This is a genomic window from Micromonospora chalcea (assembly GCF_028768405.1).
GTDB classification, from domain to species: domain Bacteria; phylum Actinomycetota; class Actinomycetes; order Mycobacteriales; family Micromonosporaceae; genus Micromonospora; species Micromonospora chalcea.
In genome coordinates this window covers 2,879,170-2,899,185 of record NZ_CP118233.1, presented here as the reverse complement: position 1 = coordinate 2,899,185, position 20,016 = coordinate 2,879,170, and the positions used below count along the sequence as shown (strand labels likewise).

The following is a 20,016-nucleotide window of genomic DNA, read 5'->3' as shown; positions in this document are numbered from 1 at the left end:
CGACGGCTCAGGTGATGTCGCCGGTGAGGTACCGCTGGACCGTCGGGCCGACGGCGGCCACCAGCGTCGCCGGCTCGGCGGTGGCGACCGCGTCGAGGCGGAGCACGTACCGCATCATCGCCAGCCCGGCGAGCTGGGTGGCGACCAGGCCGCCGCGCAGCGCGCGCTGCGCCGGGTCGACGTCGAGCTGGTCGAGCACCCGCCGCAGCACCTGCGTGACCAGGAACTCGCGCAGCAGGCGCGCGGTCCAGTCGTTGCTGACCGCCGAGCGCAGCAGCGCCACCGCGGCGGTGCCGGTGGGGGAGTCCCAGACCTCCAGGAACACCCGGACCATCCGCTCGCCGAGCGCGTCCGGGCCGCCGGCGAGCACCGCCGGCAGCAGCCGTCCCGGGTCGGCTGGGAACGCCGTCGCGGCCCGGAACAGCTCCTCCTTGCCGCCGAAGTAGTGGTGCACGAGCGCCGGGTCCACTCCCGCCGCGGCGGCGATGGCCCGGATGGACGCGGCGTCGAACCCCCGCTCGGCGAACGCCTCCCGCGCCGCGGCGAGGATCGCCTCGCGGGTGTCCGGAGTGCCGGGCCGCCGCCCGGTGCGCCGCGCGTTCACCCGCTGCGCCGGCGCAGCGTCGCGGCGGCCAGCACCAGCGCCGCCACCGCCGCCCCGGTCACGATCGCCACGTCCCGCCACATCGTCCCGGTCGGCTCGGCGTGCGCGCCGACCTCCTGCAGCGCCTCGACCGCGTACGACAGCGGCAGCGCGTCGCTGACCGCCTGGAGCCAGCCGGCCATCTGGTCGCGCGGCACGAACAGGCCGCACAGCAGCAGTTGCGGGGCCACCACCACCGGCATGAACTGGACCGCCTGGAACTCGGTGCGGGCGAACGCCGAGCAGAACAGCCCGAGCGCCACCGCCAGCACCGCGTTCACCCCGGCGATCAGCACGACCAGCCACGCGCTGCCCGCGGTCTCCAGGCCGAACACCCGGTACGCGACGACCGAGGCGACAGTGGACTGGAGCACCCCGGCCAGGCCGAACGCGATGCCGTACCCGAACAGCAGGTCGAGCTTGCCCAGCGGCGTGGTGAGCAGGCGCTCCAGCGTGCCCGTGGTGCGCTCGCGGAGCATGGCGATGCTGGTCACGAGGAACATGATGATGAACGGGAAGAAGCCCAGCATGATCAGGGCCACCCGGTCGAACGTGCTGGGCGCGCCGGGCGGGGCGGGCTGGTCGACGTACATGAAGTAGACGAGCGTGAGCAGCACCGACGGCACCACCACGAGCAGCGCCACGGTCCGCCGGTCGTGCCGGAGCTGGCGCAGGATGCGCCCGGTGGTGGCGGCCAGGATCCGTCCGTTCATCGCGCCTCTCCCTCGGCGTCGCGGATCAGGCGCAGGAACGCCTCTTCCAGGTCGTCGGTCCCGGTGGCGGCGCGGACCGCGGCCGGGGTGTCGTCGGCGACCAGCCGGCCCTCGCGGATCAGCAGCAGCCGGTCGCAGCGGGCGGCCTCGTCCATCACGTGGCTGGACACCAGCAGCGTGGTGCCGGCGGCGGCCATGGCGTGGAACCGGGCCCACAGGTCGGCCCGCAGCACCGGGTCCTGGCCGACCGTCGGCTCGTCGAGGACGACCAGCTCCGGCTCGCCGACCAGCGCGCACGCGAGCGAGGCGCGGCTGCGCTGGCCGCCGGAGAGCGTGCCGACGAGCTGGTCGGCCGCCTTTCCCAGGCCGACGTCGGTGACCGCGCGGTCGGCCTCGGCGCGGCCCCGGCCCTGGAGCACCGCGAAGTAGCGGGCGTTCTCCCGCACCGTCAGGTCGGCGTAGACGCTCGGCGCCTGGGTCAGGTAGCCCACCCGGCGGCGCAGGTCGGCCGAGCCGGCCGGGCGGCCGAGCACGTCGACCGCGCCGGAGCCGACCGTCTGCACGCCGACCACCGCGCGCATCAGCGTGGTCTTGCCGCTGCCGCTGGGCCCGAGCAGCCCGGTCACCGTGCCCCGGGGCACCCCGCAGGTGATGCCGTGCAGCACCCGCCGCCCGCCCCGGTCGACCACCAGCTCGCGGACCGACACCGCGTCGTCCATGCTCGCCTCCGTCAATTCATCACCCGGTGAACTCAACGCTAGATGAATTCCGTCGGCGAGGCAACGAGGGACTTGACTTCGAGTGGGCTCGAACTGGAAGCCTGGAGGGCGTGGACATCAGCACGCGGGAGATGAGCCTCACCGTGGGTGAGGCGGCGGAACGGGTCGGCCTGACCACCTACACGCTGCGCTGGTACGAGCAGGAGGGGCTGGTGGGCCGCGTCGGACGGGACTCCTCCGGCCGCCGGCGCTACACCGAGTCCGACGTCAACTGGCTGTTCCTGCTCACCCGGCTGCGGCGCACCGGGATGCCGGTGCGCGACATGCGCCGCTACGCCGAGCTGGCCCGGCACGGCGACAGCACCCTCGGCGCGCGGCGGGCGCTGTTCGAGGCGCACCGCGCCCGGGTGCTGGCCCGGATGGCCGAGCTGGAGGAGGACCTGAAGGTTCTCGAATACAAGATCGACGCGTACCGGCGGGCGGAGGAGGAGTCGGGCTGAACACCCGGCGGCGGACAGGGAGTCCGGCATCGGAAGATCAGGTTTCGGGCACCATGAGGCAGTGGGTCCAGCTCCGTTGTCCGACACCGGGTTCCTCGACCTCTGGGCCGCCCGCCTGCGGCACGCCGCCGACCGGCCGGTCGTCGGGATCATGCTGCGGGGCAGCCACGCCCGGCGGGCCGCCACCGAGCACAGCGACGTGGACGTGGACGTGCTGGTGGCCGCCGACGAGCCACGCGCCACCGGCGGGCCCCGGCCGGTCACGTCCCGCCGCGGCACGCCGTACGCGGCCCGGCGGGCGTACCTGACCGAGTTCGGCGGCCGCCTGGTGCACGTCTCCGTGGCCGCCCGCGACGTCCGTTCCTGGGTACGCCGGCTCGGCCAGCCCGCCGACTGGGCGTTCGGGCTCCCGGTCACCGCGCCGGCCCGGCTGCTCTGGGCGGTGCCGGAGTGGCGGCGCCGGATCGACCTGCCGGTGCTCTGCCAGCCCGCGGACGAGCCGCGCCTGGAGGAGCTGATCGCCACGCTGGGCAAGGTCGCCGCCGCGCGCCTGGCCGGTGACCCGGCCGGGGTCCGGCTCGCCGCGGCCGACCTGGCCCGGCTCTGCCCCTCGGTGCTGCGGCCGGCCAACCCGTCGGTGCGCGTGGTGTCCCGCCGGGCCGCCCTGACCGCCGCGCTGGACCTGCCGGTCGCCCCGGCCGGCTACCGCGACGACATGCTCCTCTGCCTCGGGCTGCGCCCCGGCGACCCGGCCGAGGTCGGGGCCGCCGCCGGACGGCTGGTCACCGGCATCCTCCCGCTGGTGCGCCCGTACGCGGCGGAGATCGCCCGGGCCACCGGGACCGACCTGGCCGAGGCGCTCACCGACGGCCGGGCGGACCGCTACCTGCGGCAGCTGGGCCGGGCGCTGGCGACGGTGACGCCCGCCTCCCGGGACACGTCGGCGGTCCCCGGGCCGCGTGCGGGAGAATGGTCAACCGTGCCCGCCCCTGACGCGCCGCTGACCGGCGCCCCCAGTCCCGGCCCGGCCCGGCCGTCCCGGCTCGACCCGGCCATCGCGGCCAAACTCCGCCGCACCCCGGACGGCCTGGTCGCCGCCGTGGTCCGCGCCCACGACACGGGCGAGGTGCTGATGGTCGCCTGGATGGACGACGAGGCGCTGCACCGCACGCTCACCACCGGCCGGGCCACCTACTGGTCGCGCAGCCGCGGCGAGTACTGGGTCAAGGGCGCCACCTCCGGCAACCACCAGTACGTGCGCTCGGTGGCCCTGGACTGCGACGGCGACGCGCTGCTGGTCAGCGTGGAGCAGGTCGGCGCGGCCTGCCACACCGGGCAGCGCACCTGCTTCTTCACCGACCTGCCGGTCAGCTCACCGGAGGAGACCCCGTGACCGACGGCACCGTCAGCCCGGACCGGTCCACCTTCGCCGGCCTGGCCGCCGGCTGGCGGGTCGTGCCGGTGACCCGGCGGCTGCTCGCCGACGCCGAGACCCCGGTCGGGGTCTACCGCAAGCTGGCCGGCGGTCCCGGCACGTTCCTGCTGGAATCCGCCGAGCAGGGCGTCGGGTCGGCCGGCACGGCCTGGTCGCGGTACTCGTTCATCGGCGTCCGCAGCAGCGCCACGCTCACCGAGCGGAACGGCGAGGCGCGCTGGACCGGCACGCCGCCCGCAGGCGTACCGACCACCGGGGACCCGGTCACCGTGCTCCGCGAGTCGGTCGACGCGCTCGCCGGCCCGGCCTGGGACCCGGCCGGCGGAATGCCGCCGCTGACCGGCGGGCTGGTCGGCTACCTCGCCTACGACCTGGTCCGCCGCTTCGAGCGGCTGCCCGAGCTGACCGAGGACGAGCTGGACGTGCCCGAGCTGGGCATGATGCTCGCCACCGACCTGGTGGTGCTCGACCACTACGAGGGCTCGGCGATCCTGGTCGCCAACGCGGTCCTGCCCCCGCTCGACACGCCCGGGCGGGCGGAGCTGGTCGACGCCGCGTACCACCACGCGGTGGGTCGCCTGGACGCCATGACCACCGCGTTGTCCCGACCGATCCCGCCCATGGTGTCCACCGTCGGCCGGCCGGGCGTCGGCGAGGTGGTCAGCCGGACCCCGGAGGGCGGCTACCCGAAGGCCGTGGCGGCGGCCAAGGAGGCGATCCGCGCCGGCGAGTGCTTCCAGATCGTGCTCAGCCAGCGTTTCGAGCGCCCCACCGAGGCCGACCCGCTGGACGTCTACCGGGTGCTGCGCACCACCAACCCCAGCCCGTACATGTACCTGCTGCGCTTCGACGGCTTCGACATCGTCGGGTCGTCCCCGGAGGCGCACCTCAAGGTCAGCGCCGGCCCGGACGGGCGGCGGCGGGCCCTGCTGCACCCGATCGCCGGCACCCGGCCGCGCGGCGGATCCCCGGAGGCCGACGCCCGGCTCGCCGCCGAGCTGCTCGCCGACCCCAAGGAACGCGCCGAGCACGTCATGCTTGTCGACCTGGGCCGCAACGACCTGGGGCGGGTCTGCCGGCCGGGCACCGTGGAGGTGCCCGAGTTCGCCACCATCGAGCGCTACAGCCACGTCATGCACATCGTCTCGACGGTCGTCGGCGAGCTGCGCGCCGACCGCACCGCGTTCGACGCGCTCGCCGCCACGTTCCCGGCCGGCACGCTCAGCGGCGCGCCCAAGGTACGCGCCATGGAGATCATCGAGGAGCTGGAGCCGGTGCGGCGCGGCGTCTACGGCGGCACCGTCGGCTACTTCGCCTTCGGCGGCGACCTGGACATGGCCATCGCGATCCGTACCGCGCTGATCCGCGACGGCCGGGCCTACGTGCAGGCCGGCGCCGGGATCGTGGCCGATTCCGATCCGGCCGCCGAGGACCGGGAGACGCGCAGCAAGGCCGCCGCCGTCCTCGCCGCGATCGCGGCCGCCGAGACGCTGCGGGCAGCCCGGTGAGCGCGCCCGGCACCACCGCGCCGTCGGCCCGCGGTCGGCGCGAACTCGCGTACGCGGTGCTGCTCTGCCTGGCCGGGGCGGGCCTGGCCTGCTGGGCGGTGACCCGGACCTGGTCGGTGGAGATGACCGCCCGGGGGTCGCTGCCGCCCGGCCGGGCCGACCGGACCGGCGCGGAGCTGCTGCCCTGGGTGCTGGCGCTGACCTACGTGGGGCTGGCCGGCGGCGGCGCGGTGCTCGCCACCCGGGGCCGCCTGCGCCGGCTGCTGGGCCTGCTGCTGGGCGCGGTCGGCGTGGCCGTGGCGGTCGGCGGCGGGATCGGCCTCGCCGAGGCCGGGGTGAGCCGCCAGTGGCCGGCGCTGGTGGTGGCCGGCGGCCTGGCCCTCGCGGCCGGCGGCGCGTTCACCGCGCTGCGCGCAGCGGGCTGGCCCGCGATGGGCGCGGGGTACGAGCGACGGGCCGTCCCGGCGGTCGAGCCCGGCCGGCCGGCGGTCGAGCGGGGCACCCGGGACGCGTGGGACGCGCTGGACCGGGGCGAGGACCCGACGGTCAGCTGACCGGCTGAGCCTCGCGCGCGTCGCGCCGGCGGCGGGCCGCGGCCCGTGCGGCGGTCAGCTCGGCCACCAGCCGCTCCAGCTCGCGGCGCTGGGCGGCGCGGGCCCGGTCGGCGCAGACGGCCTCCCAGGCGTTGCCCTGGGCGGTACGCGTCCGGCCGTCACCGGCCACCGCGCGCTCCAGCGTGTGCACCACGCCGAAGGCGAGGGAGGCGACGGTCCGGGAGATGGTGGTCAAGCCGATGGTCTGGTTCGGCCCGTTGGCGCTCATGGTCACCCCGCACGAGATGGTTGTCGGCGGTGGTCAGCCGCCGGTGTCGAGTCTGCCCGAGGACGATGCTGCCGGGCTCACGTTTCGCCCTCGTGAAGCACAGGTCAACGGTCCGCCAGGCAGCCCGACCTGGGCAGGGCCGGAGGTCCTTGAGCTTGGTCACAGCCCGGCGCGGGAGCGGTGCTGCGGCGACGGATCAACCGTGGTGAGATGGGGGATGGGTGACGGTCGATGCCAGCGTGGCGCTGCGTGACGTGGCGTTCACCGGAAGTCGGCCATCATGCCACAGCCCATGTCGTGAGGTGCGCCATACCCCCCGGCACTTGTCGCCAGGTGGCGCCCCCTAGCATCGGCCCATGACGCCCGGAGAGGGGAGTCCGTTGGTGACTGCTGAGCATGCGCACGCGGAGGGGGACGACGCCGGAGCGGCGCCGTCCGCAGGCGTGCTCGACGAGATCCTGGCCGGTGTGCGCGAGGACGTGGCCCGGCGGCAGGAGCAGGTTCCGCTGGAGCGGATCCGTGAGCTGGCCGCCGCCGCGCCGCCGCCGCTGGACGCGTACGCGGCCCTGCGCCGGCCCGGCGTGGCCGTGATCGCCGAGGTGAAGCGCTCGTCGCCGTCCAAGGGGCGGCTGGCCGAGATCGCCGACCCGGCGGACCTGGCCGGTGACTACGCGGCCGGGGGAGCGCGGGCGATCAGCGTGCTCACCGAGGGCCGGTGGTTCGGCGGGTCGCTCGACGACCTGGCGGCGGTGCGGGCCGCGGTGAACGTGCCGGTGCTGCGCAAGGACTTCGTCGTCTCCAGCTACCAGGTGCACGAGGCCCGCGCGCACGGCGCCGACCTGGTGCTGCTGATCGTCGCCGCGCTGGAGCAGAACGTGCTGGTCGGCCTGCTGGAGCGGATCGAGTCGCTGGGCATGACCGCGTTGGTCGAGGTGCACACCGAGGAGGAGGCGGACCGCGCCCTGGAGGCCGGCGCGCAGGTGATCGGCGTGAACGCCCGTGACCTGCGTACGCTGGAGGTCGACCGCTCGGTGTTCGAGCGGATCGCGCCCGGCCTGCCGAGCAGCGTCGTCAAGATCGCCGAGTCCGGGGTGCGCGGTCCGCACGACCTGATCCGGTACGCCTCCGCCGGCGCCGACGCCGTGCTGGTGGGCGAGGGCCTGGTCACCCAGAAGAGCCCGCGTGAAGCGGTCGCCGAGCTGGTCAACGCCGGTAACCACCCGGCCACGCCCCGCCCGGTGCGCTGAGCCGCCGGGCCACCCGATCCGAGAGGACGCCCGCGATGAGCGCCGCACCCGCAGCCGGCCAGGTTCCCGACGCCGCCGGTCACTTCGGCCGGTTCGGCGGCCGGTTCGTCCCGGAGGCGCTCGTCGCCGCGCTGGACGAGCTGGACGCGGCGTACCGCAAGGCGATGGGCGACGAGGACTTCCTCGCCGAGTTCGACGCGCTGCTGCGTGACTACGCCGGCACGCCCTCGATGCTCTACGAGGCCCGGCGCTTCTCCGCGCAGGTCGGGGCGCGGGTCCTGCTCAAGCGGGAGGACCTCAACCACACCGGCGCGCACAAGGTCCGCAACGTGCTGGGCCAGGCGCTGCTCACCAAGCGGATGGGCAAGCGGCGGGTCATCGCGGAGACCGGCGCCGGCCAGCACGGCGTGGCCACCGCCACCGCCGCCGCGCTGTTCGACCTGGAATGCGTCGTCTACATGGGCCAGGTGGACACCGAGCGGCAGGCGCTCAACGTGGCCCGGATGCGGATGCTCGGCGCCACCGTCGTCCCGGTGACCACCGGCTCGCGCACGCTCAAGGACGCGATGAACGAGGCGATGCGGGACTGGGTCGCCAACGTCGACGACACCCACTACCTGATCGGCACCGCCGCCGGCCCGCACCCGTTCCCGGAGATGGTCCGCGACTTCGTCCGTGGCATCGGCGTGGAGGCCCGCCAGCAGTGCCTGGACCTGACCGGCACGCTGCCGGACGCGGTCGCGGCGTGCGTCGGCGGCGGCTCCAACGCGCTGGGCATCTTCCACGCGTTCGTGCCGGACGCCGGGGTCCGCCTCTACGGCTTCGAGGCCGGTGGCGAGGGCGTCGGGACCGGCCGGCACGCCGCCAGCATCACCGGCGGCTCGTCGGGCGTGCTGCACGGCACCCGCACGTACGTGCTGCAGGACGCCGACGGGCAGACCATCGAGTCGCACTCGATCTCGGCCGGCCTGGACTACCCGGGCGTCGGCCCGGAGCACGCCTGGCTGCACGACACCGGGCGGGCCACGTACCTGCCGGTCGACGACGCCGACGCGATGGCCGCGTTCGAGCTGCTCTGCCGCACCGAGGGCGTGATCCCGGCGATCGAGAGCGCGCACGCGCTGGCCGGCGCCCGCGCGATCGCCCCCCGGCTCGCCGAGGAGCTGGGCCGGGAGCCGTTGATCGTGGTCAACCTGTCCGGCCGGGGCGACAAGGACGTGCACACCGCCGGCGCGTACTTCGGCATCCTCGACAAGGAGTGACAGCGTGAGCCGCATCGGGGTCGCCTTCGACAAGGCGCGGGCGGACGGCCGGGCCGTGCTGGTCGGCTGCATGCCGGCCGGTTTCCCGACCGTCGAGGGCAGCATCGCCGCCATGAAGGCCATGGTCGAGGCGGGCGTGGACGTCATCGAGGTGGAGATCCCGTACTCCGATCCGGTGATGGACGGCCCGGTCATCCAGAAGGCGAGCGACATCGCGCTCGCCGGTGGCGTCCGCGTCGCGGACGCGCTGCGCGTCGTCGAGGCGGTCGCCGCGACCGGGGCGAGCGTGGTCACCATGACCTACTGGAACCCGATCGAGCAGTACGGCGTCGACGCGTTCGCCCGCGACATGGCCGCCGCCGGTGGGACCGGCCTGGTCACGCCGGACCTGATCCCCGACGAGGCCGCCGAGTGGCTGGCCGCTTCCGACGCGCACGGCCTGGACCGGACGTTCCTGGTCTCACCGTCCTCGACCGACGCGCGGCTGCGGATGACCGCCGAGCACTGCCGCGGCTTCGTCTACGCCACCGCGATCATGGGCGTCACCGGCGCCCGCGCGCAGACCTCCGAGGCGGCCCCGGTCCTGGTCTCCCGGCTGCGCGAGGTCACCGACATCCCGGTCGGCGTCGGGCTGGGCGTGGGCACCGGCGCGCAGGCCGCCACCGTCGCCGGGTACGCCGACGCGGTGATCGTGGGCAGCGCGCTGGTCCGCTGCGTGCTGGACGCCCCGGACCAGGCCGCCGGCCTGACCGCGCTGCGCAAGCTGAGCGCCGAACTGGCCGAGGGCGTCCGCAACCCGGCCCGCTGACGCCTGGCTCGCCACCTGCTTGATCGACTCCATTTCGCCGAGCTGGCGTGGTCCAGGACGCCGGGATACCGCCACTTCGCCGAACTGGTGTCGATCAAGCGAGCGAGCGAGCGGGCGGGCGGTCAGCGGCTACTGCTGTCGACCTGCTCGGAGGCGCGCTGGCCGGGCGGGGCGGGCTGCCCGTCGCCGGGTGGCGTGAGCGCGTCGGCGGCGGTCGTGTGCCGCAGCACGCCGGCGCGGCCGGCGAGCGCGTCCGCGATCGCCGCGCGCGTCGTGGGGGTCAGCACGTCGGGCAGCTCTTGCGGCGGCCACCACCGAGGCAGGCACCCGGTCGCCGGTTCGCCCGCCGGTCCGGCGTCGGCCGGTCCGGCGCGGAACACGTGCACCAGCACGTCTGGGCGCGCGCCGCACCGCCCGGCCGATGGGGCGGGCACCGGTGGACCGGTGACCCGGTAGAGGCCGACCAGGTCGGCCGGCGCCACCGCCCAGCCGGTCTCCGTGCGGACCGCCCGGACGACGGCATCCACCGGGCTCTCGTCGTGGCGCAGCCGCCCGCCCGGCAGGCCCCAGCGCCGGGCCCCCTCGGACCGGCCGCAGAGCAGCAGCCGCCCGGATGCGTCGGTGACGACAGCGGCGACCGCCCAGGTGAGCGGGCTCATGGACAAACAGCCTACGACCGTGCAAACCAGAAGTCATCCGACCCGCGCGGCAGGCGGCCCGGGGTGCCGCACACACAGTCCGCACCGGTACCGTGTGCACCCGTGACCCTCGCCCCGATGACCCCACTGGCGGCCATGCCCAGCCCCAGCACCGCCGTCTGGCAGCTCGGTCCGGTTCCGATCCGGGCGTACGCGCTCTGCATCATCCTCGGCATCGTGGTGGCCTGCGTGGTCACCGAGTACCGGCTGCGCCGCCGCGGTGTGGCGCCGGGCGCGGTGCTCGACATCGCCGTCTGGGCGGTGCCGGCGGGCATCATCGGCGCGCGGATCTACCACGTGATCACCTCGCCGGAGAAATACTTCGGCGCCGGCGGTGAGCCGATCAAGGCGCTCTACATCTGGGAGGGCGGGCTCGGCATCTGGGGCGCGGTGGCCGGTGGCGCGGTCGGCGCGTGGCTGGCCGCCCGGCAGCTCGGCATCCCGTTCCCGGTGATCGCCGACGCGCTGGCGCCCGGGCTGCCGCTGGCTCAGGCCGTGGGCCGGCTGGGCAACTGGTTCAACAACGAGCTGTACGGCGGGCGGACCACGCTGCCGTGGGGCCTGGAAGTGCACGTCATGGACCCGGACAACCCGGGTCACGCACTGCGCGACGACGCCGGCAACCCGGTGCTCCAGCCGGGGCTCTACCACCCGACGTTCCTCTACGAGGCGCTCTGGAACATCGGCGTCGCCGCGCTGGTGCTCTACCTCGACCGCAAGCTGCGGCTCGGGCGCGGCCGGGCGTTCGCGCTCTACGTGATGGGCTACACGGCGGGCCGGTTCTGGATCGAGCTGATGCGCACCGACGAGGCGAACCTGATCCTCGGCGTACGCCTCAACGTCTGGACCGCCGTGCTGGTCTTCCTCGGCGCGCTGGCCTACTTCGTCCGGGTCCGCGGCCCGCGCGAATACCTGGTGCCGGTGGGCGAGCCGGCCGCCGCGCCCACCCCGTCCGGGGACGTCTCCCAGGTCGACCTCTCCGCCCGGGAGGCCGCCGCACGGCCGGCCCCGCCCGAGGGCTACCGGGTGGTGAGCGAGGAACAGTTCGACGCGTACCGGAAGACCGGCGTGCTGCCCCCGGTGGAGCCGGCGGCCGACGACGACCGGCCGGAGACCCCCGGCGGTGCCACCGACGGCGACGCGGAGCAGGCCGACCGCACGGACACCGACCCCGCGGCCACCGACGGCGCCGACGCGGACGGCACCGACGCCGACCCGGAACGGACGGACGCCGAGCGCACGAACGCCGGCCGGGCCGACGGCGGGCGCCCGGCGGACCGGGACAGCTGAGCGGGGGAGTCATGCGCAGCGCGGTGGTGGTCGGCGCCGGCCTCGGCGGGATGGCGGTGGCCGGCGTGCTGGCCCGCTCGGGATGGCAGGTCACGCTGCTGGAACGCGCCGACCGGGTCCGGCCGGAGGCGACCGCCGTGGTGCTCTGGCCCAACGGGGTACGCGCGCTGCGCGCCCTCGGGCTGGGCGACGGGCTGGACGCGATCGCCACCCCGCTGCCCGACGGCGGCGTGCGCCGCCCGGACGGGCACTGGCTGGTGCAGGCCCGGTCCACCCCGGCCGAGCGGATGCCGGTGGTGGTGCACCGGGAGGACCTGCACGACGCGCTCATCGCCGGCCTGGGTGACCGGGTCGAGCTGCGTACCGGCGTGAGCGTGCGGACGGTGCGCGCCGCGTCCGGTGAGCGCCCGGCGGTGGGCGACGGCCGGCACACCTACGAGGCGGACCTGGTGGTGGCCGCCGACGGCACCGACAGCGAGATCCGCCGGCAGTTGGCGCCGGAGACCTCGGTGGTCAGCTCCGGGTGCGCGGCGTGGCGGGCGGTCATCCCCTGGTACCGGGCCCCGCAACTGCCCGACGACCAGCCGCTGCAGGGGGAGACGCTGGGCGCCGGCTACCGGTTCCTGGCCGCCTCGCTCGGCGAGCGGGGCAACGCCGGGGCGTCCCGCCGGGGCGGCGTCTACTGGGTGGCCACGGCGGCGGGCGCGCCCCGCCCGGAGCCGCCCGAGGTCCAGCTCGCGCTGCTCAAGCGCTGGTTCGCGGGCTGGCCCGCGCCGATCGGCACGCTGCTGGACGCGACCGACCCGGACGACGTGGTGCAGCAGGAGATCCGCGAGCTGCGTCCGCTGCCCAAGGCGTACGGCTTCCCGGCCGGGCCGGGCGGCGTGGTGCTGCTCGGCGACGCGGCGCACGCCATGCCGCCGCACCTCGGCCAGGGCGCCTGCCTGGCGTTCGAGGACGCGGCGACGCTGGCCGGACTGCTGCGGGAGTCGCGGCTGCCGGACGCGGTGACCGCGTACGACAGGCTGCGCCGGCCCCGCGCGGCCACGATGGTCCGGCAGACCCGGCGGATGTCGGCGGTCCTGCAGGCCCGGGGCCGGCTGGCGCTGCGCGCCCGCGACGCCGCCCTCGGCACGATCAGCCCGCGCCTGCGTAACACGGCCGCCGCGGCGGCCGCCGCCTGGCAGCCGCCGTCCTGACCTCCGCCGCGGCGGCCTCAGATGACCGCGGCGGGCTCGGCGATGCAGGCGGTGCCGATCCGGCGGAACCCGACCCGCAGGTAGACCCGGGCGATGTCCTCGCTGCCGGCGCTGAGGAAGATCAGGTCGGTGCCGGCGGCCCGCAGTTCCCGAGCGAGGGTGGCGGTCACCGCCGCGCCGAGGCCGCGCCGCCGCGCGGACGGCAGCGTGGCCACCCCGGCGATCTCCGCCACGTCGCCGACCCGCATGGCCATGCCGCCGGCGAGCGCGCCTTCCTCGGGCGTGGCGGCGAGCACGGAGATGCGCCGGCCGTCGGCGACCCGGGTCGCCTCCTCCTCCAGCGCGGCCACGTCCAGCCCGGAGACGGTGGCGTCCCGCTCGGCCGGTCCGGCCTCGCCGCGCGCGGTGCCGCCGTTGGCGAAGCCGACCGCGGCGACGGCCCGCCGCAGCGCGATGTCCGCGGCGAAGCCCGCGTCGCCGGGGTCCAGCACCCGCACCGGTACGTCGCTGAACGTCCCCGGTTCGGGCAGGCGCTCCGGTTCCAGCAGCATCAGCGGCGCCTCCAGCACGCTCAGCCCGGCTGAGCGGGCCACCGCCAGCAGCTCCGGTTGGTGCTCGTGCACCCATTCGAACGCCTCCGGCAGGCCCAGTTCCTGCTGCCGGGTGCGTACCGCGTTGACATCGGCGAGGGTGGGGTGCTCGGTGGCGTCGAGCCGGGGCCGGGCGTAGAACGGCCATCCGGCGCCTTCCCGGACGAAGAGCACCAGGGCGCCGTACTCCTCGGTCCGGGCCCCGTCGCGGGGCACCGCGTCGTAGAACCGCTCCAACCGGTCGAGTACGTCAGCGCGTGCGAGATCCACCGCGCGAGACTACATGTCCCAGCATCTGGAAGTGTGATCAATCTGAACTGGCCTTGCGCCGGAAGCCCTAACGTAGACTCAATAAACCGCAGAGGGCCGACGTCGTCCCCATCATGATCCATCCTGAGTGACGACAGGAGGCCCGGTGGCCTTTCCGTACCCTCACAGCCCGCAGTCGGCCCCACCGGCGACCGGGCTCTACGACCCCGCGTACGAGCATGACGCCTGCGGTGTGGCCTTCGTGGCCGACCTGCACGGGCGGCGCTCGCACCAGGTCGTCGCGAACGGCCTCGGGGCGCTGTGCCGGCTGGACCACCGGGGCGCCCGGGGCGCGGAGCACAACACCGGGGACGGCGCCGGCATCATGATCCAGGTGCCGGACGCGTTCCTGCGCGCCACCGTCGACTTCCCGCTGCCCCCGGCCGGCCAGTACGCCACCGGCCTGGTGTTCCTGCCCGACGACGACGCGGCCGAGACCCGTGCCCGCCAGGTGGTCGACAAGTACGCGCTGGTCGAGGGCGCCGACGTGCTCGGCTGGCGCGAGGTGCCGACCGACCCGTCCGGCCTGGGGGAGACGGCGCTCGCGGCGATGCCCCGGGTCCGGCAGCTCTTCGTGGCCGCGCGCCGGCTGACCGGCTCACCGGCCGGCCCGGCCGGTTCCCCGCTGACCGGGCTGGACCTGGACCGGGTGGCGTTCTGCCTGCGCAAGCAGGTCGAGCGGGAGACCGCCGAGCGGGGCGTGCCGGCGTACTTCCCGTCGCTGTCCGGCCGCACCATGGTGTGGAAGGGCATGCTCACCCCGGACCAGCTTCCGGAGTTCTACCCGGAGCTGACCGACGAGCGGGTGGTCAGCGCCATCGCGCTGGTGCACTCGCGCTTCTCCACGAACACGTTCCCCTCCTGGCCGCTGGCGCACCCGTACCGGTTCATCGCGCACAACGGCGAGATCAACACGATTCGCGGCAACCGCAACTGGATGCAGGCCCGCGAGGCGCTGCTGCGCAGCCCGAACCTGCCCGGCAACATCCGCCGGGTCTTCCCGGTGTGCACCCCGGCCGCGTCCGACTCGGCGAACTTCGACGAGGTCCTGGAGCTGCTGCACCTGGCCGGGCGGAGCCTGCCGCACGCGGTGCTCATGATGATCCCCGAGGCGTGGGAGAACGACCCGGACATGCGCGCCGACAAGCGCGCCTTCTACCGCTTCCACGCCAGCCTGATGGAGCCGTGGGACGGCCCGGCCTCGGTCGCCTTCACCGACGGCGAGATCGTCGGCGCGGTGCTCGACCGCAACGGGCTGCGCCCGGGCCGCTGGTGGCACACCGCCGACGGGCTGGTGGTGCTTGGCAGCGAGGCGGGCGTGCTCGACCTGGACCCGTCCACCGTGATCGCCAAGGGCCGGCTCCAGCCGGGCCGGATGTTCCTGGTCGACACCGTCAACGGCCGGATCGTCTCCGACGACGAGATCAAGACCGAGCTGGCCGCCGAGCAGCCGTACCAGGAGTGGCTGCACGCGGGCCTGATCGAGCTGGACGACCTGCCGGCCCGCGAGCACATCGTCTACACCCACGACTCGGTACGCCGCCGCCAGCAGGTGTTCGGCTACACCGAGGAGGAGCTGAAGATCCTGCTCGGCCCGATGGCCCGCAGCGGCGCGGAGCCGATCGGCTCGATGGGCACCGACACGCCCATCGCCCCGCTGTCCACCCGGCCGCGGCTGCTCTACGACTACTTCCATCAGCTCTTCGCGCAGGTCACCAATCCGCCGCTGGACGCCATCCGGGAGGAGCTGGTGACCAGCCTGGCGTCCACCATCGGGCCGGAGGGCAACCTGCTCGACCCGGGTCCGGCGAGCTGCCGGCAGATCGTGCTGCCGTACCCGGTGATCGACAACGACGAGCTGGCCAAGATCCTCTCCATCGACGAGGACGGCGACCTGCCCGGCTTCAAGGCGGTCCGGGTCTCCGGTCTCTACCGCCTGCGCGACGGCGGCGCCGGCATCAAGGCCCGGCTGACCGAGATCTGCCGGCACGTCTCCGAGGCGATCGAGGACGGCGTACGCATCCTGGTGCTCTCCGACCGGGACTCCAACGCCGACCTGGCCCCGATCCCGTCGCTGCTGCTCACCGCCGCGGTGCACCAGCACCTGGTACGCGAGCAGACCCGCACCCAGGTCGCGCTGATCGTCGAGTCCGGCGACTGCCGCGAGGTGCACCACGCGGCGGTGCTGATCGGGTACGGCGCGGCGGCGGTCAACCCGTACCTGGCCTTCGAGTCGGTCGAGGACATGATCTCCACCGGCGTGCTGGCCGGCGTCGACCGGGTGAAGGCGGTCCGCAACTACGTCAAGGCGCTCGGCAAGGGCGTCCTGAAGATCATGTCCAAGATGGGGATCTCGACCGTGTCGTCATACTGCGGCGCGCAGGTCTTCGAGGCGGTCGGCCTGGAGACCCGCCTGGTCGACAGGTACTTCCGGGGCACGCCGAGCACCATCGGCGGCATCGGGCTGGCCGAGATCCACGCCGAGGTGGCGGCCCGGCACGCGCGGGCCTGGCCGGCACCGGGCGTGCAGGCGAACGACCGGCTGGAGGTCGGCGGCGAGTACCAGTGGCGCCGCGAGGGCGAGCTGCACCTGTTCAACCCGGAGACCGTCTTCCTGCTCCAGCACGCCACCCGCAGCCGCCAGTACGACGTGTTCCGGCAGTACACCGCGAAGGTCGACGAGCTGGCCGCGCAGGCCGGCTCGCTGCGCGGGCTGTTCACGCTGCGCACCGGCGTACGACCGGCGGTGCCGCTGGACGAGGTCGAGCCGGCCAGCGAGATCGTCAAGCGCTTCGCCACCGGCGCCATGTCGTACGGGTCGATCTCGGCGGAGGCGCACGAGACGCTCGCGATCGCGATGAACCGGCTCGGCGGCAAGTCCAACACCGGTGAGGGCGGCGAGGACGTCGAGCGGCTGCACGACCCGGCGCGGCGCTCCGCGGTCAAGCAGATCGCCAGCGGCCGCTTCGGCGTGACCAGCGAATACCTCGTCAACGCCGACGACCTCCAGATCAAGATGGCGCAGGGCGCGAAGCCCGGCGAGGGCGGGCAGCTACCCGGCAACAAGGTCTGGCCGTGGATCGCCCGGACCCGGCACGCCACCCCCGGTGTCGGCCTGATCTCCCCGCCGCCGCACCACGACATCTACTCCATCGAGGACCTGGCCCAGCTCGTCCACGACCTGAAGTGCGTCAACCCGGCCGCCCGGGTGCACGTCAAGCTGGTCAGCGAGGTCGGCGTGGGCACCGTCGCGGCGGGCGTGGCCAAGCTCAAGGCCGACGTCATCCTGATCTCCGGCCACGACGGCGGCACCGGCGCGTCCCCGCTCAACTCGCTCAAGCACGCCGGCACCCCGTGGGAGCTGGGCCTGGCCGAGGCGCAGCAGACGCTGCTGCTGAACAAGCTGCGCGACCGGGTCACCGTGCAGGTCGACGGCCAGCTCAAGACCGGCCGGGACGTGCTGATCGCGGCGCTGCTCGGCGCCGAGGAGTTCGGCTTCGCCACCGCCCCGCTGATCGTCGAGGGCTGCGTGATGATGCGGGTGTGCCACCTGGACACCTGTCCGGTCGGCATCGCCACCCAGAACCCGGTGCTGCGCGAGCGCTTCACCGGCCGCCCCGAGTTCGTGGAGAACTTCTTCCTCTTCCTCGCCGAGGAGGTCCGCGGCTACCTGGCCGAGCTGGGCTTCCGCAGCATCGACGAGGCGATCGGGCACACCGAGCTGCTCGACGTGGCCGGCGCGATCGACCACTGGAAGGGCCACGGGCTCGACCTGAGCCGCGTGCTGCACCTGCCCGAGCTGCCCGAGGGCGCGGCCCGCCGGGGCGTACGCGCCCAGGACCACGGCCTCGACGCGGCGCTGGACAACCGGCTCATCGAGCTGGCCGGGCCGGCGCTGCGGGAGCGCACCCCGGTCCGGGTCGAGGTCGAGGTGCGCAACGAGCACCGCAGCGTCGGCGCGATGCTCGGCGGCGAGGTGACCCGCCGCTTCGGCGGCGCCGGCCTGCCCGACGACACGATCGAGTTCCTGCTGCGCGGCACCGCCGGCCAGTCGTTCGGCGCGTTCCTGCCGCGCGGCGTCACGCTGCGCCTGCACGGCGACGCCAACGACTACGTCGGCAAGGGACTGTCCGGCGGACGCCTCGTGGTGCGGCCGGACGCCGGCGCGCCGTTCGTCGGCGTGGACGCCGCGCCCGGCCGCCGCGCCGAGGACCAGATCATCGCCGGCAACACCATCCTGTACGGCGCGACCGGCGGCGAGGTCTACCTGCGCGGCCGGGTGGGGGAGCGGTTCGCGGTGCGCAACTCCGGCGCGGTCGCGGTGGTCGAGGGCCTCGGCGACCACGGCTGCGAGTACATGACCGGCGGCACCGTCGTGGTGCTCGGGCCGACCGGGCGCAACTTCGCCGCCGGCATGTCCGGCGGCACCGCGTTCGTGCACCGGCTCGACCGGCGACTGGTCAACACCGAGCTGGTCGACCTGTCGCCGCTGCGCGACGAGGAACGCGACCGGCTGCACGAGCTGGTCCAGCGGCACTTCGCCGAGACGGACTCGGCGGTCGCCGAGGACCTGCTCAAGCGCTGGCCGCAGGCGGTGGAGGAGTTCACCGCGGTGGTGCCCCGGGACTACCGCCGGGTCATGGAGATCATGCGGGCCGCCGAAGCCGCCGGCCGAGACGTCGACGACGCGGTGATGAGCGCCCTCTCGCCCGCGCCGGTACCGCCCGCGCCCCGGGCGGTCGCCCAGGAGGTGGCTCGTGCCTGACCCGAACGGTTTCCTGCGCTACGACCGGCGGCTGCCGGCCCGTCGTCCGGTGCCGGTGCGGATCTCCGACTGGCGGGAGGTGTACCCGCCGGCCGGTGAGGAGCTGATCCGCGAGCAGGCCACCCGGTGCATGGACTGCGGCATCCCGTTCTGCCACGACGGCTGCCCGCTGGGCAACCGCATCCCGGACTGGAACGACCTGGTCCGCACCGGCAACTGGGACGCGGCGGTGGACTCGCTGCACGCCACCAACAACTTCCCCGAGTTCACCGGCCGGCTCTGCCCGGCGCCGTGCGAGGCGGCCTGCGTGCTCGGCCTGGGCGGCCAGCAGCCGGTCACCATCAAGCAGGTCGAGGTGGAGATCGCCGACGCGGCGGTGGCCCGCGACGGCCTGCGGCCCCGGCCCGCGTCCGTGTCCACCGGCCGGTCGGTGGCCGTGGTCGGCTCCGGCCCGGCCGGGCTGGCCGCCGCGCAGCAGCTCGCCCGCGCCGGTCACACGGTCACCGTGTACGAGCGCGACGACGCGATCGGCGGCCTGCTCCGCTACGGCATCCCCGACTTCAAGCTGGAGAAGCAGCACATCGACAAGCGGCTGGCCCAGCTCACCGCCGAGGGCGTGCGGTTCCGCACCGGCGTCGAGGTCGGCGTCGACGTGACCGCCGAGCAGTTGCGCGCCGAGCACGACGCGGTGCTGCTTGCCTGCGGCGCGTTGCAGGGCCGGGACACCCCGGAGACGCCCGGCCGGGCGCTGCGCGGCGTGCACCAGGCGATGGCGCACCTGGTCGCCGCGAACCGGGTGGTGGCCGCCGCCGGGGACGGGAAGCCCGCCCCCGCGACGCTGCCCGACGGTACGCCGATCGACGCCGCCGGCAAGCACGTGGTGATCATCGGTGGTGGCGACACCGCCGCCGACTGCCTCGGCGTGGCGCACCGGCAGGGCGCGGCCGGCGTACACCAGCTCGACCTCTACCCGGAGCCGCCGGCCGAGCGGGACGCGGCGCGGGACCCGTGGCCGACCTGGCCGTGGGTGCTGCGCAACTACCCGGCGCACGAGGAGGGCGGCGAGCGGGTCTTCGCCGTCGCCGTGCAGGAGTTCGTGGACGACGGCACCGGCCAGGTCCGCGCGGTCCGGATCGCCGAGGTGACAGTGGAGAAGGTGGACGGTCGCCGCATCGTCACCGCGCTGCCCGGCTCCGAGCGCGAGATCCCGGCCGACCTGGTGCTGCTCGCCATCGGCTTCGAGGGCACCGAGGAGCAGCCGCTGCTGGCGCAGTTCGGGGTGACCCGCAACGGCCGGGGCGCGATCGACTCCCGCCCGGACTGGCAGGCCACCGACGGCGTCTTCGTCGCCGGTGACATGCACCGGGGCGCGTCGCTGATCGTCTGGGCGATCGCCGAGGGACGCGCCGCCGCGGCGGCGATCCACACGTACCTGGGCGGGGTGGGCGACCTGCCCGCCCCGGTCGACCCGGCCCGCCAGCCGCTCGCCGCCAGGTGAAAGGAAGGGC

At 74.8% G+C, this 20,016-nt stretch carries 17 protein-coding genes and 1 pseudogene; 12 read left to right on the top strand and 6 right to left on the bottom strand.

Annotation, left to right across the window (positions count from 1 at the left end; all coding sequences use genetic code 11):
- Positions 1–7 precede the first annotated feature (7 nt).
- From PVK74_RS12270 to PVK74_RS12260, 3 genes are read right to left on the bottom strand one after another with little or no spacing between them, the layout of a single operon-like run.
- Positions 8–604 (bottom strand): TetR/AcrR family transcriptional regulator, encoded by a 597-nt coding sequence (locus PVK74_RS12270; protein ID WP_030500283.1) that lies wholly within the window; start codon positions 602–604, stop codon positions 8–10.
- A complete protein-coding gene (locus PVK74_RS12265; RefSeq protein WP_166456895.1) occupies positions 601–1,356 on the bottom strand; it encodes an ABC transporter permease in 756 nt (251 codons plus the stop codon). The genes PVK74_RS12270 and PVK74_RS12265 overlap by 4 nt, the downstream gene beginning before the upstream one ends.
- A complete protein-coding gene (locus PVK74_RS12260) occupies positions 1,353–2,075 on the bottom strand; it encodes an ABC transporter ATP-binding protein (protein WP_043329517.1) in 723 nt (240 codons plus the stop codon). Before PVK74_RS12260 ends, PVK74_RS12265 begins: the two co-directional genes overlap by 4 nt.
- Before the next feature lie 110 nt (positions 2,076–2,185).
- On the opposite strand from PVK74_RS12260, the gene PVK74_RS12255 reads away from it, so the two are divergent.
- The 5 genes and pseudogenes from PVK74_RS12255 to PVK74_RS12235 all read left to right on the top strand — a co-directional run bounded on the left by PVK74_RS12255 (position 2,186) and on the right by PVK74_RS12235 (position 6,072).
- Positions 2,186–2,575, top strand: coding sequence for a MerR family transcriptional regulator (locus tag PVK74_RS12255; RefSeq protein ID WP_051611426.1), 390 nt, complete (start codon positions 2,186–2,188; stop codon positions 2,573–2,575).
- 151 nt (positions 2,576–2,726) lie between these two features.
- Positions 2,727–3,305: pseudogene (locus PVK74_RS12250) on the top strand (phosphoribosyl-AMP cyclohydrolase); the annotation flags it as partial.
- Positions 3,306–3,554: 249 nt separating this feature from the next.
- On the top strand, positions 3,555–3,968 hold the full coding sequence (hisI, locus tag PVK74_RS12245; protein ID WP_043331113.1) for a phosphoribosyl-AMP cyclohydrolase: 414 nt from the start codon (positions 3,555–3,557) through the stop codon (positions 3,966–3,968).
- A complete protein-coding gene (locus PVK74_RS12240) occupies positions 3,965–5,518 on the top strand; it encodes an anthranilate synthase component I (protein ID WP_274479094.1) in 1,554 nt (517 codons plus the stop codon). Before hisI ends, PVK74_RS12240 begins: the two co-directional genes overlap by 4 nt.
- Entirely contained in the window at positions 5,515–6,072 is a 558-nt protein-coding gene (locus PVK74_RS12235) for a Trp biosynthesis-associated membrane protein (RefSeq protein WP_274479093.1), read from the top strand. The genes PVK74_RS12240 and PVK74_RS12235 overlap by 4 nt, the downstream gene beginning before the upstream one ends.
- Here the strand turns inward: PVK74_RS12235 and PVK74_RS12230 are convergent.
- A complete protein-coding gene (locus PVK74_RS12230; protein ID WP_069089043.1) occupies positions 6,065–6,340 on the bottom strand; it encodes a hypothetical protein in 276 nt (91 codons plus the stop codon). The genes PVK74_RS12235 and PVK74_RS12230 overlap by 8 nt on opposite strands.
- 443 nt (positions 6,341–6,783) lie before the next feature.
- Between PVK74_RS12230 and trpC the strand changes: the two genes are divergently transcribed.
- From trpC to trpA, 3 genes are read left to right on the top strand one after another with little or no spacing between them, the layout of a single operon-like run.
- Positions 6,784–7,587 carry an indole-3-glycerol phosphate synthase TrpC gene (trpC, locus tag PVK74_RS12225; RefSeq protein ID WP_030271968.1) on the top strand — a complete coding sequence of 268 codons (804 nt, stop codon included), beginning with the start codon at positions 6,784–6,786 and terminating at the stop codon, positions 7,585–7,587.
- A 35-nt stretch (positions 7,588–7,622) separates the two neighbouring features.
- Positions 7,623–8,849, top strand: a complete 1,227-nt coding sequence (gene trpB / locus PVK74_RS12220) for a tryptophan synthase subunit beta (protein ID WP_030500291.1) — start codon at positions 7,623–7,625, stop codon at positions 8,847–8,849.
- 4 nt (positions 8,850–8,853) lie between these two features.
- On the top strand, positions 8,854–9,657 hold the full coding sequence (gene trpA, locus PVK74_RS12215) for a tryptophan synthase subunit alpha (RefSeq protein ID WP_043329522.1): 804 nt from the start codon (positions 8,854–8,856) through the stop codon (positions 9,655–9,657).
- A gap of 122 nt (positions 9,658–9,779) precedes the next feature.
- Here trpA and PVK74_RS12210 read toward each other — a convergent pair whose 3' ends face one another.
- Positions 9,780–10,316, bottom strand: a complete 537-nt coding sequence (locus PVK74_RS12210) for an NUDIX hydrolase (protein ID WP_113972521.1) — start codon at positions 10,314–10,316, stop codon at positions 9,780–9,782.
- A gap of 102 nt (positions 10,317–10,418) precedes the next feature.
- Here PVK74_RS12210 and lgt point away from each other — a divergent pair, with 102 nt between their 5' ends.
- On the top strand, positions 10,419–11,645 hold the full coding sequence (gene lgt / locus PVK74_RS12205) for a prolipoprotein diacylglyceryl transferase (RefSeq protein WP_274479092.1): 1,227 nt from the start codon (positions 10,419–10,421) through the stop codon (positions 11,643–11,645).
- 11 nt (positions 11,646–11,656) lie between these two features.
- Positions 11,657–12,844, top strand: a complete 1,188-nt coding sequence (locus PVK74_RS12200; protein WP_043329527.1) for an FAD-dependent oxidoreductase — start codon at positions 11,657–11,659, stop codon at positions 12,842–12,844.
- 17 nt (positions 12,845–12,861) lie between these two features.
- Here PVK74_RS12200 and PVK74_RS12195 read toward each other — a convergent pair whose 3' ends face one another.
- Positions 12,862–13,704, bottom strand: coding sequence for a GNAT family N-acetyltransferase (locus PVK74_RS12195; RefSeq protein ID WP_043329528.1), 843 nt, complete (start codon positions 13,702–13,704; stop codon positions 12,862–12,864).
- A gap of 145 nt (positions 13,705–13,849) precedes the next feature.
- On the opposite strand from PVK74_RS12195, the gene gltB reads away from it, so the two are divergent.
- Positions 13,850–18,508 carry a glutamate synthase large subunit gene (gltB, locus tag PVK74_RS12190; protein ID WP_274479091.1) on the top strand — a complete coding sequence of 1,553 codons (4,659 nt, stop codon included), beginning with the start codon at positions 13,850–13,852 and terminating at the stop codon, positions 18,506–18,508.
- The gene (locus PVK74_RS12185; RefSeq protein ID WP_069089048.1) at positions 18,501–20,006 is read left to right on the top strand and encodes a glutamate synthase subunit beta; all 1,506 of its coding nucleotides are present in this window, start codon (positions 18,501–18,503) and stop codon (positions 20,004–20,006) included. Before gltB ends, PVK74_RS12185 begins: the two co-directional genes overlap by 8 nt.
- Positions 20,007–20,016: the final 10 nt, after the last annotated feature.